This is a genomic window from Streptococcus sp. HMSC064H09, assembly GCF_001812625.1.
Lineage (GTDB): Bacteria > Bacillota > Bacilli > Lactobacillales > Streptococcaceae > Streptococcus.
In genome coordinates this window covers 41,517-56,182 of record NZ_KV809580.1, presented here as the reverse complement: position 1 = coordinate 56,182, position 14,666 = coordinate 41,517, and the positions used below count along the sequence as shown (strand labels likewise).

The following is a 14,666-nucleotide window of genomic DNA, read 5'->3' as shown; positions in this document are numbered from 1 at the left end:
AAATGGAGCTGCCAAGTCAACGCTTATTAAGGCTACCCTAGGAATTCTCAAGCCTAAGAAGGGAACTGTAACCATCTCTGAAACCAATAAAGATGGTAAAAAGCTTCGCATGGCCTATCTTCCACAGCAGATTGCCAGCTTTAATGCAGGTTTTCCAAGCACGGTCTACGAGTTTGTTAAGTCTGGCCGTTATCCTCGCCAGGGCTGGTTCCGTCGTTTGACTAAGCACGACTTGGAGCATGTTCAACGTGCCCTTGAGTCTGTAGGAATGTGGGAAAATCGTCACAAGCAAATTGGTCATCTCTCAGGTGGGCAAAAGCAACGTGCCGTTATTGCTCGTATTTTTGCCTCGGATCCAGATATCTTTGTCTTGGATGAGCCAACGACGGGTATGGATGCAGGAACAGCCAATACTTTCTATGAACTCATGCACCACTCGGCTCACAAGCATGGCAAGTCTGTCTTGATGATTACCCACGATCCAGAGGAAGTCAAGGAGTACACAGACCGTAATATTCATCTAGTTCGTAACCAGAAATTGCCTTGGCGTTGTTTCAATGTCCATGAAAAGGATGGAGAGGAGCACAAACATGATTAGTGAATTATTAGCCTATGATTTTATGCAACGTGCTATTCTCGCCGTGATTGCTATCAGTATCTTTTCGCCAATTTTGGGGCTTTTCTTAATTCTTCGTCGTCAGAGTCTGATGAGCGATACCTTGAGTCACGTGTCCCTAGCTGGGGTGGCTGTTGGGATTTTCTTGGGACAATCAACCACTTGGATGACCCTTGTGGTTGTGGTTATTGCCGCTTTGGTTTTGGAATATCTCAGGGTCAGTTACAAGCATTATATGGAGATTTCAACGGCTATCCTCATGTCAATGGGATTGGCAGTGGCTCTTATTCTTAGTAACAAGGCAGGTAGCAGTAGCATGAGTCTAGATAGCTATCTTTTCGGTTCTATTATCACGATTAGCTCAGAGCAGGTGCGTGCCCTCTTTGTCATTGCGGCTATTGTACTGGTCTTGACTCTACTCTTTATTCGTCCTATGTATCTTTTGACCTTTGACGAGGATACCGCTCATGTGGATGGCTTGCCAGTTCGTCTTATGTCCCTCCTCTTCAATATTGTGACTGGGATAGCGATTGCCCTAATGATTCCAGCAGCAGGATCACTTTTGGTTTCTACCATCATGATTCTTCCGGCAGCGATAGGTATGAAAATAGGTCAAACCTTCAAGTCTGTCATTTTCTGGGCTATTGGTATTGGTTTGATTGGTATGCTCTCTGGTATCTTTATTTCCTATTATTGGGAAACACCAGCCAGTGCAACTATCACCCTTATCTTCATCGCCTTCTTTGGTCTGGTATCCATCTTTGAACCTCTCTTAAAAGCAGAATAAATAATAGAAGAAAAGGGCTTGAGAAATCAAGCTCTTTTTGTGATATACTAAAGTGGTTTTTGAGACTCGGTTAAAAAATATTGGTGGCTTTGGAGTCTGAAAAAATCAGTCAAATTTTTCTATTGTCCACCATAAATCGCATCAGTAACAAAAAGGAGAAAACATGGAAATCTTTTTAACGAGTATATCGGGCATTCTAGTCATCTTGGGTATGATTTTAGTGGGATTCGTTATGGGTGAAAAAGGCTGGTTTGATGACAAGTCACGTGGTCTGATTGCAAAGTTAGTTACTCAAATTGCCCTGCCTTGTTACATGCTCTACACCATCACACAACGCTTTACAGCAGCAGATTTACTTAAAATGTTGCCAGATTTGCGTTTTCCTGCACTTTCCATGGTGATTTTACTTGGGATTGCGACAGCGGTGGCTAGCATTTTTGCAGTGAAAAAGGAGCGTCGTGGCCTCTTTATTTCCATGTTTTTTAATTCGAATACTATTTTTGTGGGGCTCCCTATTAATCAAGCCCTTTTCGGCGATGCTAGCATTCCCTACGTTCTTATCTATTATATGTGTAATACGACATTTTTCTGGACCTTGGGAACTTACCTTATTCAGCGAGATGGGGAGGGAGAGGCAGAATTTGATTTAAAAACAAGTCTGAAAAAGATCTTCTCACCCCCTCTAATGGGCTTTATGCTGGGGCTTGTTATCGTTATTCTTCATATTAAATTACCGGTCTTTCTGGCCAGTGACTTGCAGTATTTAGGTAGCTTGACAACTCCTTTATCTATGATTTTCATCGGTTTGTCGGTATCCAATGCAGGTGTGAAACAACTCATTCTAAAAAAAGATCAACTATTGATTCTTTTAGGGCGCTTTGTAGTTGCTCCTCTCTTGATGGCTGCCATTGTTTACTGGGCACCTCTCCCAACTTTGATGAAACAAGTTTTTATCATCCAGTCTGCCATGCCTGTCATGACCAATGCTCCTGTTGTTGCTAAACTCTATGGAGCTGATAGTGATTACGCTGCTGTTATGGTTACTGAGACCACCCTTGCAACCATGGTTGTTATCCCAATTTTGATGGTTCTGATGGCTTGAAAATAATCAAGTAACCCCTGTTTTTCTGGTTTTTTTTAAATTTGTAAAAAAATTCAAAAAAAGTTTACGAAAACGCTTTACAAATCCTAAAAAGATGCTATAATAATTACATAAGTTATGCAAGCGTTTGCATCAAACGTAGGAGGAAATGAAATGAATAAGCTAAAAGAAAAATTTGGCTTTGAGTTCTGGCAAAAATTCGGTAAAGCCCTCATGGTTGTTATCGCGGTTATGCCAGCAGCAGGTCTCATGATCTCACTCGGTAAAACAGTTGCCATGATTAATCCAAACATGGCACCGCTCGTTATTACTGGTGGATTTCTTGAGCAGATTGGTTGGGGGGTTATCGGTAACCTTCACATCTTGTTCGCCCTTGCCATTGGTGGTAGCTGGGCTAAGGAACGTGCAGGCGGTGCCTTTGCGGCAGGTCTTGCCTTTATCTTGATTAACCGTTTGACTGGTTCAATCTTTGGTGTTACTTCAGATATTCTTGCTGATAAGGCTGCTACAGTCCACACCATTTTTGGTCAATCAATCAAGGTATCTGATTACTTCATCAGTGTTTTGGAAGCTCCAGCCCTCAACATGGGTGTGTTCGTAGGTATCATCTCTGGTTTCATCGGAGCTACTGCCTTCAACAAATACTATAACTTCCGTAAATTGCCAGAAGCTTTGTCATTCTTCAATGGTAAACGCTTCGTACCATTCGTAGTTATTCTTCGTTCAGCTATCGCAGCTATCGTCCTTGCTATCGTATGGCCAGTTATCCAATCAGGAATCAACGGCTTCGGTATGTGGATTGCCAACTCAAAAGAAACTGCTCCAATCTTGGCACCGTTCTTGTTCGGTACTTTGGAACGTCTTCTCTTGCCATTTGGTCTCCACCACATGTTGACTATCCCAATTAACTACACTCAATTGGGTGGTACTTACCACGTATTGACTGGTGCCGCTAAAGGTACTGAAGTATTGGGTCAAGACCCACTCTGGCTTGCTTGGGTTACTGACCTTGCAAACCTTAAAGGTGCACACCCAGAACAATACAAACACCTTCTTGAATCTGTTACACCAGCCCGCTTTAAAGTTGGTCAAATGATCGGTTCATTCGGTATCTTGATGGGTATCGTCGTAGCCATCTACCGTAACGTCGATGATGATAAAAAACATCAATACAAAGGGATGTTGACTGCAACTGCACTTGCAACATTCTTGACAGGGGTAACAGAGCCAATCGAGTACATGTTCATGTTCGTGGCTACTCCACTTTACATCGTTTATGCTTTGGTACAAGGATGTGCCTTTGCCATGGCTGATATCGTTAACCTTCGTGTTCACTCATTCGGTTCTATCGAGTTCTTGACACGTACACCACTTGCTATTAACGCTGGTTTGGCGATGGATATCGTTAACTTCATTTGGGTAACTGTACTCTTTGGTGTTATCATGTTCTTCATCGCGAACTTCATGATTAAGAAATTTGACTACGCTACACCAGGACGTAACGGTAACTATGAGCAAGGTGATGATGCTCCATCAGAATCTGCTGGATCAGCAAGTGCTGGAACAAGCTCAGCAAGCTCACAAGTTATCAACATCATCAACCTTCTTGGTGGACGTGCTAACATCGTCGACGTTGACGCATGTATGACTCGTCTCCGTGTTACTGTTAAAGATGCTGATAAAGTCGGAACTGAAGAACAATGGAAAGCTGAAGGAGCTATGGGTCTTGTCATGAAAGGACAAGGGGTTCAAGCTATCTATGGTCCTAAAGCAGACGTATTGAAATCTGATATTCAAGACGTTCTTGATTCAGGTGAAGTTATTCCTGAAACACTTCCAAGTCAAATGACTGCTGTTCAAAAAGCAGAAGCTACCTTCAAAGGTGTGACTGACGAAGTACATTCAGTTGCTGATGGTCAAGTTATCAACATCGAAGATGTTAAAGACCCAGTATTCTCACAAAAAATGATGGGTGACGGTTTCGCTGTAGAACCAGAAAACGGTAAAATCGTTTCACCAGTAGCTGGTAAAGTGACAAGCATCTTCCCAACTAAACACGCTCTTGGTTTGGTAACAGACAATGGTCTTGAAGTTTTGGTTCACATCGGACTTGACACTGTTAGTCTTGAAGGTAAACCATTCGACGTTAAAGTTACTGAAGGTCAAACAGTTGCTGCAGGTGATCTCTTGGTTGAAGCGAACCTTGATGCTATCCGTGAAGCAGGTCGTGAAACATCTACAGTTGTTGTCTTTACAAATGTAGATGCAATCAAATCAGTTAAAGTAGAACATACAGGTAAATTGGCTGCTAACGCTCCAGTTGCAAAAGTAGAACTTTAATTTGCTAAACGATAAACAAGCAGACAGCCCTTGGGCTGTTTTGTTTGTAAATGACCCTATGTCATTTCTAGATGCAAGTCAGAAGAGGGATAAACTTATGAAATTTCTAACTTTAAATACCCACAGTTGGATGGAAGAAGATGCAGAAGGGAAATTCCAAACCTTAAAGGAACAGATTCTTAAAGCTCAGTATGATATTATTTGCTTCCAAGAAGTTAACCAAGAAATAGAGACTTCTGTTGTAGACACGGATGATTACTATCATGCACTTCCATCAGCAACACCAATCCACCAAGATCACTTTGTCCGTCTTCTTGTGGAAAAGTTGGCTGAAGAAGGTCTTCAATACCATTGGACTTGGGCTTATAATCACATTGGTTATGATCACCTTAATGAAGGGGTTGCCGTCTTGTCACGTCAACCATTGACAGCTAGCGAAATCTTGGTTTCAGATGTTGATGATCCAACTGACTACCATACACGCCGTGTAGCAGTTGCTGAAACCACTGTAGATGGCCGAGAAGTGGCTGTTGCTAGTGTTCACCTTTCATGGTGGGACAAAGGTTTCCAAGAAGAGTGGGTACGTATTGAGGAACGTTTCAAAGCTATTGGAAAACCACTCATCCTAGCAGGTGACTTTAACAACCCAGCAGGTCGCGAAGGTTATCAAGCCATTTTGGCTAGCCCACTCAATCTTCAAGATAGTTTTGAAGTAGCTAAAGAAACAACTGGTAGCTATACAGTTGGACCTGGTATCGATGGCTGGAAGGGCAATGAAGAGCCTTTACGTATCGATTATGTCTTTGCAAGCCAAGAGTGGACAGTAAATCGCCTTAGTGTCATTTTTGATGGAAACAATCAACCTCTAGTAAGTGATCACTATGGCCTTGAAGCAGACCTTGCATTTAGATAGTAACTGTAGCCTATCTTGACCTAATAAGGGTAAAAAGTATTGTCAAAAGATAAATAAAAGAGTAGAATAAAGGGTAGAATTGATTTTTTTAAAGGAGAAACTAATGGCTCATATTACATTTGATTATTCAAAAGTATTAGACAAATTTGTTGCACCACATGAAGTGGAATACATGCAAGCACAAGTTACAGCAGCAGATAATGCTCTACGAAACGGAACAGGTCCCGGAGCAGAAATGACAGGCTGGTTGAATCTGCCTGAAGAATATGATAAAGATGAATTTGCTCGTATTCAAAAGGCGGCTGCTAAAATCCAATCTGATAGTGAAGTGTTAATCGTCATCGGTATTGGAGGATCTTATTTAGGGGCACGTGCAGCGATTGATTTCTTGAATAATTCTTTTGTAAATCTACAAAGCAAGGAAGAACGTAAGGCACCTCAAATCCTCTATGCTGGAAACTCTATCTCATCAAGCTATTTGGCTGATTTGGTAGACTATGTATCAGACAAAGATTTCTCTGTCAACGTTATTTCTAAGTCAGGAACAACTACAGAGCCTGCTATTGCTTTCCGTGTCTTCAAAGAACTCTTGGTTAAGAAGTATGGTCAGGAAGAAGCAAATAAACGGATTTATGCAACTACAGACCGCGCTAAAGGTGCAGTTAAGGTTGAAGCAGATGCTAATGGCTGGGATACTTTTGTAGTGCCTGATAGTGTTGGTGGTCGTTTTACAGTATTGACAGCAGTGGGACTCTTGCCAATCGCAGCTGCAGGGGCTGATATCAGCAAGTTGATGGAAGGAGCAAATGCTGCTCGCAAGGCTTATGCTTCTGATAAGTTGGCTGAAAATGAAGCATATCAATATGCAGTTGTACGCAATATCTTGTACCGTAAAGGTTATCTGACAGAAGTTCTAGCTAACTACGAACCATCATTGCAATACTTCTCAGAATGGTGGAAGCAATTGGCTGGTGAGTCAGAAGGTAAAGACCAAAAAGGTATTTACCCAACTTCAGCGAACTTCTCAACAGACCTGCACTCTTTGGGGCAATTTATTCAAGAAGGAACTCGTATCCTCTTTGAAACAGTTATTCGTGTAGATAAGCCTCGCAAAAATGTGTTGATTCCTGAATTAGCAGAAGACTTGGATGGCCTTGGCTATCTGCAAGGAAAAGATGTTGACTTTGTCAATAAGAAAGCAACAGATGGAGTGCTGTTAGCTCATACAGACGGCGGAGTGCCAAATATGTTTGTGACCCTGCCTGAGCAAGATGAGTTCACTTTGGGCTATACTATTTACTTCTTTGAGTTAGCTATTGCTCTTTCTGGCTACCTGAATGGTATCAATCCATTTGACCAACCAGGTGTGGAAGCATACAAGAAGAATATGTTTGCCTTGCTTGGTAAACCAGGCTTTGAAGAGCTTGGTGCTGAGTTGAATGCACGTCTTTGATTCTCATATGCTTTGAGTTCATTTAGAATATAAAAAGATCCACAAGTTCATTTCTAGTGGATTTTTTAGTACAAGCCTCTTAATTAGTTTATTAATTTTTTGAACAGTGTAAAAAAGAGTGTCTTAATTCTTTTATGAAAGCGCTGTATAATTGCCTTGTAAATAAAATTTGAGAGGTATCAAAATGAATGATTGGTTAGACATTAAAGGCAAAACAGTTCTTGTGACGGGTGCGTCATCTGGGATTGGTAAGGCAATAGTCGAAGAATTGTTGGAATTAGGAGTCAATGTAGCGAATTTTGATCTTAGCGACAACGATTTGCGTCACCCGAATCTATTATTTGTAAAAGTTGATGTAACTTCTCGCTCTGAAGTAGAAGCAGGAGTCGCTAAAATAGTTGAAAGATTTGGCAATATTGATGCGGTAGTCAATAATGCGGGGATTAATGTACCTAGATTATTAATCGATGCAGAAAATCCTAAAGGTCCTTACGAGTTGGACGATGAGACGTTCGAAAAAATAACAATGATTAATCAAAAAGGTTTGTATTTGGTTAGTCAGGCAGTAGGACGTATTTTAGTGAAAAATGGAAAAGGTGTAATTGTGAACATGGCTTCAGAAGCAGGCTTGGAAGGTTCTGAAGGACAAAGTGCCTATGCTGCAACAAAAGCAGCAGTCTATAGTTACACTCGTTCATGGGCGAAAGAGCTTGGTAAGCATGGTGTACGTGTGGTTGGAATTGCTCCAGGAATTATGGAAGCTACGGGACTTCGAACTCTTTCTTATGAGGAAGCTCTTGCTTATACCCGTGGAAAGACGGTAGAAGATATTCGAGCTGGTTATGCTTCAACCTCAACGACTCCATTGGGACGGAGTGGGAAACTACGTGAAGTAGCTGATCTTGTAGCGTTCTATATTTCAGACCGTTCTAGCTATATAACAGGTGTCACTACAAATATTGCCGGAGGTAAAACTCGCGGATAAAACAATGAAGGTGGGGAAGAGAGTTGACCTTAGTAAATCGATGGTATAATATTTTAGACAAAATGGTTTCGCAGCCAACTTATTCCTTGGTAGATATGCGCTCAGAACTGGATATTAGTTTGCAAACCTTGCAAAAGAGTATCCAACAATTAAATGATGTTTTGGCTCCTAATATCCAGATTATCTCACAAGATGATCTGTTAATGTTGGAAGTGTATGACTATACAGAGTTGGAAAGGATTTTATCTGGTAGTTTAAAACAGGAGAGTGACTTCAATTCTTCCAGTAAAAGAATTGCCTATTTGCTAAAACGTTTAATTGAGTCAACCTCCCCTCTTCTTATTGACGACTTGGCTGAGGAAGTAGGTGTTAGTAGAAGTACCCTTAATAAGGATTTAAAACAAGTAAAATCTTTGGCAGAGAGTTACTCTATTACTATTTCAGGAAAGCCCAACCGTGGGCTGGAGGTCTTGGGGAGCGAGCTGAATTTGCGCTTGCTCTATATTCACCAAGTGGCTCCTTACTTTGAAGAAAGGACACTCACTGAGGCAACCTCTTCTTTTCTGGAGACGCTAGTCCAGGACTATAAAATCCCTAAAGAAACACAGGAACTCCTTCGAAAGACCATTTCAATTATGGTGGAACGTATTCATACATCTAAGGTGTTGAATTGTCCTATTCCTTATTATAAGAATGATTTAACAGAGACACCTTTGGCTGAGAAATTAATCTATCATATTGAGATGACTTATAAGATTTCCCTCAGTCAGTTTGAAATAGACTTTTTGTGTTTTCCGTTTAATGTCCGTTTTATTGACACTTTAAGCAAGCCGTCTTATCAATCTGAACAGGTTGCAAACATTTTTCAAGGGATTGTCAAGAAAGTCAAAGAAACAATGTTGGTTCACTTTGATGATGAAGAATTATTTGAAGAAATAAAGTCTCATCTAGGCGCTTTAATCAATCGACTGATTTTCCATGTGCAAGCTAATGATATATTTCATGGCGAGGTTCAAACTCAATATCCTTTTGCTTTTGAAATGGCGAAAATTGCTGGAGAAGAACTATCTGCAATTTTGGGTTCAGAATTGGAATTATCTGAAATCGGATATCTGGCTTTGTATTTTGAAATGATTTTAAGAAAGCAAAATTCTGCTGTTAAGGGTTCTCGCAAGCAGATAGCTGTAGTTTGCACAACAGGAAGAGGAACCGCTGCGATGATTATTCAGCAACTCAGACGAGTCCTTGGAAATGATGTAGACATTACTCAGTATTCTGAAGAGGATTTTAATGTGGAATTGAATCAGGACTATTTCGCGATTTTTACGACAGTTCCTCTAAAATATAAAGATTCTAAATCTCCAGTCATTCAAGTTAATCATCTTTTTGATGATCAATGGCTGCAGGAAGAATGGCAGAAAGCCAATGCTTTTCATCAAAAAAATCTAGAAACAGTTAGCTTACGCTTTCTTCGATTAAGCCCCCAAAAAACCTATCAGCAATACTTGCTAAATATGGTTGCAGAGTTAGGGAAACTTCAGATGATTGATAAAGGTTTTATAGAACGGATAATTGATAGGGAGAAAAAGCAATCAACCATTTTTGGTGGAGGAATTGCCTTCCCCCATACAATTAACCAGGGTTATGCAAAGACTATTTTAATGTTTGGAAAACTAGAAGAGCCTTATCAAAAAGGAGATGAATGGATTGAATTTATCTTTCTAGTCGCCATTCCCTCAGAAATTGAAACAAAAATGGAAAGTGAATTACTGGAATTGTATGATGATATTTTTAGAATTGCAGGAGAGCCTTCTCTGAAAGAGGCATTGAGATCGGTAGAAACAGAGACAGAGTTTCTATCATTTTCTAAGAGCAAAGGAGTATTTTAATGAATTCGCTAATAATTTTCGCCGTATTTGTAATGGCAGCTTATATATTTCAAATGTTCCTCGGCTGGCAGCAACTCAAAGACTTCAATAAGACCTATACGATGCTCCGAAAACTGGGTCGCGTAGCGATTGGCAGGAAGTCCGGAAGAATCAAATCCGGTACGATTGTCATGTTCGCGGTTGATGAAAACGGTCGGGTTCTTAAAGCTAGCAAAATGCAAGGAGTCACAATCTTAGCGCGTTTTCAAAATATGGACGATTATGTTGGAGAAGACATCCATTATTTTGACAAGTATAATCCTCTTGTGAGAAAAGAAAATAAGTTGATGCAATCAGCCATAGAAGATGCTAGAAAAGTCTATCTTTTGCATGAGGCAGGTATTGAGAAAGAGACAAGTTCATCTGATTCTTTTTTGGGATTTGGCTTTTATGCGAATTACTTACAATTATCTATTAAACAGTTATTAAAAAAAAATAAGAAAAGGGGTTCCTTATGAATCACATTACAAAATTTGCAGAGAATTTTATGAAACTCTTCCAATTAGGTGGAGAAACCTTTATTAGCTGGATGACAAATATTGTACCGCTTGTCCTAATGCTATTGATTGCAATGAATACCCTTATCGCTTTCTTGGGAGAAGAGAAGGTCAATTCCCTGGCTAAGATTTCTGCCAAAAATCCTGTTAGCCGGTATATGATTTTACCTTTCATTTCAGCCTTTATGCTGGGGAACCCGATGTCAATCAGTATGGGACGTTTTTTACCAGAATATTATAAACCTAGTTTTGTAGCAGCTCAGATGCAGTTCTGCCACACTTCAAATGGTGTATTTCCGCATATCAATCCTGGGGAATTGTTTGTATGGATGGGAATCGCGACAGGGATTCAAACTTTAGGCTTGAGTCAAATGGACTTAGCCATTCGTTACATGCTTGTTGGGATTGTCATGAACTTTGTAGGTGGCTGGGTAACAGATTTTACAACTGCTTATGTTGCGAAACAGCAAGGGGTTACCTTGAGTAAAACATTTGATTGATAGAAAGAGTGAATTTATGTCATATAAGAGTATAAAAGTTGTTAAAGGAAATGGCGGTTTCGGAGGACCTTTGGTCATTACTCCTAGTGAGGCAAAGCATAAATTTATCTATATCACTGGCGGCGGAGAAAAGCCAGATATTGTGGATAAAATTGCTGATTTGACAGGTATGGAAGCTGTTAATGGATTTAAAACATCTATTCCTGATGAGGAAATTGCTTTGGCAATTGTAGATTGTGGCGGAACTCTTCGCTGTGGAATCTATCCTAAGAAGGGGATTCCGACGATCAATATTGTCGCTACAGGTAAAAGCGGACCTCTAGCTCAGTATATTACAGAGGAAATCTATGTATCAGCAGTTGGTCTTGATCAAATTTCCGCTGCTAATGAAGATGAAAAAGCGACAACGGTGGTTACTGAAAAACCAACTTACGATACTAGTAAAAAAATCACAGAACAAAAAGCAGAAACAAGTATTGTAGCAAGAATTGGGATGGGGGCTGGTAAGGTTGTTGCGACTTTCAACCAGGCTGCTCGTGAAGCCATCCAAACAATGCTCAATACTATTATTCCTTTCATGGCCTTTGTTTCTTTACTAATTGGGGTTATTCAGGGTTCTGGTGTTGGAAATTGGCTGGCAAAACTAATGGTTCCTCTAGCTGGGAACATTTGGGGACTCATTTTGATTGGCTTTATCTGTTCCTTGCCATTCTTATCTCCTTTGTTGGGCCCTGGAGCTGTTATCAGTCAGATTATCGGAACCTTAATTGGAGTCGAAATCGGAAAAGGAAATATTCCGCCTCAAATGGCTCTGCCAGCTATATTTGCTATCAACACTCAAAATGGCTGTGATTTCATTCCTGTAGCACTTGGGCTATCTGAGGCGAAAGCTGAAACTGTTGAGGTTGGTGTCCCTTCTGTTCTCTATTCACGTTTTCTCAATGGTGTTCCTCGGGTCTTAGTAGCTTGGGTCGCTAGTATTGGTCTTTATCAGTAGAGCATGGTTAGGTTGTGCACACATATAAAAAATAGTATCTTAAACTTATCTATTAGGAACATGAAAGATTAGAGAAAGGATGGATCGGAATTAGATGAAGAAAATTTTTGAAGCTAAAGTAATTCAAGTGGGACCTGAAGCTCAGAATATGATTCAAGACGCTAATATGCTCATTTTATTTGGAGAAGAAGCTCCGGGAGACTTAGCAGAGTATTGTTTTAAGATTGATAACAAAAATCTGCTAGGTTCAATACTAGAAGGCGGCAAGCTGGTGGTAGATAATCAGGAATATTCGATTACTGCCGTGGGAAATGTAGTAGAAAAAAATTTAACTGGACTGGGCCATATCACTATTTCTTTTGATGGTTCAAAAGAGGGCAGTCTGCCGGGCACTCTCCATGTTGCAGCAGACCAAGCAGTAGTAATTGAGAAAGGTTCTACCATTCAGATTTTCTAAGTAGCTCAAGTAGGATAGAAAATCAAATCCTGTAAACTATCAAAGCAGCAGCCTAAAACTAAACGCAGCCTCCCTTAGGGGAGGTTCGGATTGAAGACAAAGTCCTTAGAAGACACTTTTCTAAGGGCTTTTCTTTTTGTAAAGTTGTATAATAGAGGTAAGAAAAGTTGTGAGGTGCTAGCTATGTTTCACAAAGAAAAACCTGATTATCATCGCTGCCAATATGGCTTCTATACGATAGACGAATTGGTCCCAGAAGATCACTTTCTTCGCCAATTGGAATCAGAGGTTGATTTCGACTTTATGATACTGTCAATAATTTTGTGTAAACACTCAAGTAGAGTTATAGAGTGCTAATCAAATAAGCTTTCAAGTGTGTCAGAACATTGTCCAAACCCTTTATGGATTCGTTGACTTTGCTTGAAATTATAATCTTCAAACAAAGTAACTAAGTAACGTTCCAGAGCCTCCTCGTTAGGAAAAAGAACCTTCTTTTTCGTTTGACGTTTGATTTCTTTGTTAAGAGACTCAATGAGGTTTGTCGAATAAATGCTGTGCCAAATTTGATAGGGAAACTGAAAAAAAGTTAAAAGATTATCCGTTTTCTCCAGGCTTTCCGTGACTTTCCTATACTTTGGTTTCCATTCGGCGATAAAGTCCTCTAAAGCTTGTACTGCCATTTCTAAATTTTCAGCACGATAAATCATTTTAAATTACCCCAGAATAACCGCTCGATCAGATCGTTTCACCCTACTAGCCAGATTTCGACTAATATGAATCAAGCAACGTTGTTGTTTAGCTAATGGGTAAGCCTGACTGATAATCTGCTCAAGCCCTTAGAATCACAAAAACAACTAGATAGCTTACGAGTACGTAAAACAGATAAGATTGACGCTGAAAAACTAGCTACGTCTCAGTTCATCCTCAATCGTAAACCAAGCTATGTCCAAGAAGTGCTTTATCAAGAATTACGCGACCTCAGCCATTTCTATCAGAATCTTACTGGGGATATTTTCTGCGCTAAAAATCGTCTGCACAAGGTTCTACAGGTCTCTTTTCCTGAATTGTAAAACATCTTATCTTCACCAACTGTGGGAACAATATTGGAACTTGGTCATGACTTTTCCATGTAATAGTTTTGTACTGGAGTTAGATGACGCCGAATTAACAGCTATCATCCGTCAGTCTACGGCAAAACGCATCTCTGAAAAACGTGTGACTTACTTAGTAGATAAGCTTACAAAACTAGCTAATCAGTCTTATTGTGAGGTCAAGAAAACCTCTCCAATGATGGAAGAGATCAAATACTATGCAGGGGAGTTACTTAGGCTTTCTGAATATAGACAAGGCGTTTTAGAGGAGATGGTAACTTTGGCTCAACCTTTGCCAGAATACGAGATTCTTCTCTCTATTCCTGGAATCACTGAAACCACAGCGACAAGTATTATTGGCGAACTTGGTGACATTCGTCAATTTCATTCTGCCAATCAAATCAATGCTTTGATCAGCATTGACCTCAGCCACTATGAATCTGGGGACTTTCTAGCAAAGGAACATATCACCAAACGTGGGAATCCCTATGCCATAAAGGTTCTCTTTAAGTGCATTCATAACATAGCTTCAGCTGGCTACACCAATCCTTGTCATATAGCAGACTTCTATGAGAAACGGAAAAGACAATCGCAAGTGACTTCAACCAAACCACACACGATTGCCTCTACACATCGTCTCATTAGAACAATGTATTACCTCATAACACATAACAAGCTTTACGATTATACTTCTACCCAAAATCGGTAAAATTGTTTATGCCATATGATTGTAACACCTTATCAAAAAACCACTAGGTAAGGTGTTGTTTTTGCGTGCACTTTTTACACTAAACTTTAGTTCAAAAATAGACAAACTCCTTAGTTTGACTATGTAATTCAATCTATTTTTTTATCAAATGCCTTGATATGCTTGACAAATGGTAGAAAAGGACTCAGTCCTGTGCAATACAGAACTAAATCCTTTGGATAAATTAATTGTCTAACTTTTTGGGGTCAGTACAATTTTTATGGGACTTTTTGTGTATACTCAAAAAGCTCT

At 40.0% G+C, this 14,666-nt stretch carries 12 protein-coding genes and 2 pseudogenes; 13 read left to right on the top strand and 1 reads right to left on the bottom strand.

What is annotated here, in order from left to right; all coding sequences use genetic code 11:
- The 12 genes from HMPREF2867_RS05280 to HMPREF2867_RS05225 form a co-directional block, all read left to right on the top strand.
- Nucleotides 1-598, top strand: a 598-nt coding sequence (locus HMPREF2867_RS05280; protein ID WP_070576275.1) for a metal ABC transporter ATP-binding protein, incomplete at its 5' end; no start/stop codon positions are given.
- Nucleotides 591-1,403 carry a metal ABC transporter permease gene (locus tag HMPREF2867_RS05275; protein WP_049529339.1) on the top strand — a complete coding sequence of 271 codons (813 nt, stop codon included), beginning with the start codon at nucleotides 591-593 and terminating at the stop codon, nucleotides 1,401-1,403. The genes HMPREF2867_RS05280 and HMPREF2867_RS05275, both read left to right, overlap by 8 nt.
- A gap of 163 nt (nucleotides 1,404-1,566) precedes the next feature.
- Nucleotides 1,567-2,505: an AEC family transporter gene (locus tag HMPREF2867_RS05270; RefSeq protein ID WP_049529338.1), complete on the top strand. Its 939-nt coding sequence runs from the start codon at nucleotides 1,567-1,569 to the stop codon at nucleotides 2,503-2,505.
- Between the two features lie 153 nt (nucleotides 2,506-2,658).
- The gene (locus HMPREF2867_RS05265; RefSeq protein WP_049529337.1) at nucleotides 2,659-4,845 is read left to right on the top strand and encodes a PTS transporter subunit IIBC; all 2,187 of its coding nucleotides are present in this window, start codon (nucleotides 2,659-2,661) and stop codon (nucleotides 4,843-4,845) included.
- A 97-nt stretch (nucleotides 4,846-4,942) separates the two neighbouring features.
- Nucleotides 4,943-5,758: an endonuclease/exonuclease/phosphatase family protein gene (locus tag HMPREF2867_RS05260; protein WP_037600399.1), complete on the top strand. Its 816-nt coding sequence runs from the start codon at nucleotides 4,943-4,945 to the stop codon at nucleotides 5,756-5,758.
- A 103-nt stretch (nucleotides 5,759-5,861) separates the two neighbouring features.
- Nucleotides 5,862-7,211 carry a glucose-6-phosphate isomerase gene (locus HMPREF2867_RS05255; RefSeq protein ID WP_022496539.1) on the top strand — a complete coding sequence of 450 codons (1,350 nt, stop codon included), beginning with the start codon at nucleotides 5,862-5,864 and terminating at the stop codon, nucleotides 7,209-7,211.
- A 184-nt stretch (nucleotides 7,212-7,395) separates the two neighbouring features.
- A complete protein-coding gene (locus HMPREF2867_RS05250; RefSeq protein WP_022496540.1) occupies nucleotides 7,396-8,196 on the top strand; it encodes an SDR family oxidoreductase in 801 nt (266 codons plus the stop codon).
- 62 nt (nucleotides 8,197-8,258) lie between these two features.
- Nucleotides 8,259-10,085: a BglG family transcription antiterminator gene (locus HMPREF2867_RS05245; RefSeq protein ID WP_079119902.1), complete on the top strand. Its 1,827-nt coding sequence runs from the start codon at nucleotides 8,259-8,261 to the stop codon at nucleotides 10,083-10,085.
- Nucleotides 10,085-10,582 (top strand): transcriptional regulator GutM, encoded by a 498-nt coding sequence (locus HMPREF2867_RS05240; RefSeq protein ID WP_022496542.1) that lies wholly within the window; start codon nucleotides 10,085-10,087, stop codon nucleotides 10,580-10,582. Before HMPREF2867_RS05245 ends, HMPREF2867_RS05240 begins: the two co-directional genes overlap by 1 nt.
- Nucleotides 10,579-11,121: a PTS glucitol/sorbitol transporter subunit IIC gene (locus HMPREF2867_RS05235; RefSeq protein WP_022496543.1), complete on the top strand. Its 543-nt coding sequence runs from the start codon at nucleotides 10,579-10,581 to the stop codon at nucleotides 11,119-11,121. The genes HMPREF2867_RS05240 and HMPREF2867_RS05235 overlap by 4 nt, the downstream gene beginning before the upstream one ends.
- 16 nt (nucleotides 11,122-11,137) lie before the next feature.
- A complete protein-coding gene (locus HMPREF2867_RS05230) occupies nucleotides 11,138-12,118 on the top strand; it encodes a PTS glucitol/sorbitol transporter subunit IIB (protein WP_022496544.1) in 981 nt (326 codons plus the stop codon).
- A 94-nt stretch (nucleotides 12,119-12,212) separates the two neighbouring features.
- A complete protein-coding gene (locus HMPREF2867_RS05225) occupies nucleotides 12,213-12,575 on the top strand; it encodes a PTS glucitol/sorbitol transporter subunit IIA (RefSeq protein WP_022496545.1) in 363 nt (120 codons plus the stop codon).
- 353 nt (nucleotides 12,576-12,928) lie between these two features.
- Here the strand turns inward: HMPREF2867_RS05225 and HMPREF2867_RS10975 are convergent.
- Nucleotides 12,929-13,411 (bottom strand): annotated as a pseudogene (locus tag HMPREF2867_RS10975) (transposase); the annotation flags it as partial.
- Here HMPREF2867_RS10975 and HMPREF2867_RS05210 point away from each other — a divergent pair.
- Nucleotides 13,403-14,375: pseudogene (locus HMPREF2867_RS05210) on the top strand (transposase); the annotation flags it as partial. The pseudogenes HMPREF2867_RS10975 and HMPREF2867_RS05210 sit on opposite strands and share 9 nt — an antisense overlap.
- Between the last annotated feature and the right edge of the window lie 291 nt (nucleotides 14,376-14,666).

Bases quoted from the DNA above. Each gene is read 5' to 3' on its own strand.
- HMPREF2867_RS05275 (WP_049529339.1), top strand. From the start codon at position 591: ATGATTAGTGAATTATTAGCCTATGATTTTATGCAACGTGCTATTCTC.
- HMPREF2867_RS05270 (WP_049529338.1), top strand. From the start codon at position 1,567: ATGGAAATCTTTTTAACGAGTATATCGGGCATTCTAGTCATCTTGGGT.
- HMPREF2867_RS05265 (WP_049529337.1), top strand. From the start codon at position 2,659: ATGAATAAGCTAAAAGAAAAATTTGGCTTTGAGTTCTGGCAAAAATTC.
- HMPREF2867_RS05260 (WP_037600399.1), top strand. From the start codon at position 4,943: ATGAAATTTCTAACTTTAAATACCCACAGTTGGATGGAAGAAGATGCA.
- HMPREF2867_RS05255 (WP_022496539.1), top strand. From the start codon at position 5,862: ATGGCTCATATTACATTTGATTATTCAAAAGTATTAGACAAATTTGTT.
- HMPREF2867_RS05250 (WP_022496540.1), top strand. From the start codon at position 7,396: ATGAATGATTGGTTAGACATTAAAGGCAAAACAGTTCTTGTGACGGGT.
- HMPREF2867_RS05245 (WP_079119902.1), top strand. From the start codon at position 8,259: ATGGTTTCGCAGCCAACTTATTCCTTGGTAGATATGCGCTCAGAACTG.
- HMPREF2867_RS05240 (WP_022496542.1), top strand. From the start codon at position 10,085: ATGAATTCGCTAATAATTTTCGCCGTATTTGTAATGGCAGCTTATATA.
- HMPREF2867_RS05235 (WP_022496543.1), top strand. From the start codon at position 10,579: ATGAATCACATTACAAAATTTGCAGAGAATTTTATGAAACTCTTCCAA.
- HMPREF2867_RS05230 (WP_022496544.1), top strand. From the start codon at position 11,138: ATGTCATATAAGAGTATAAAAGTTGTTAAAGGAAATGGCGGTTTCGGA.
- HMPREF2867_RS05225 (WP_022496545.1), top strand. From the start codon at position 12,213: ATGAAGAAAATTTTTGAAGCTAAAGTAATTCAAGTGGGACCTGAAGCT.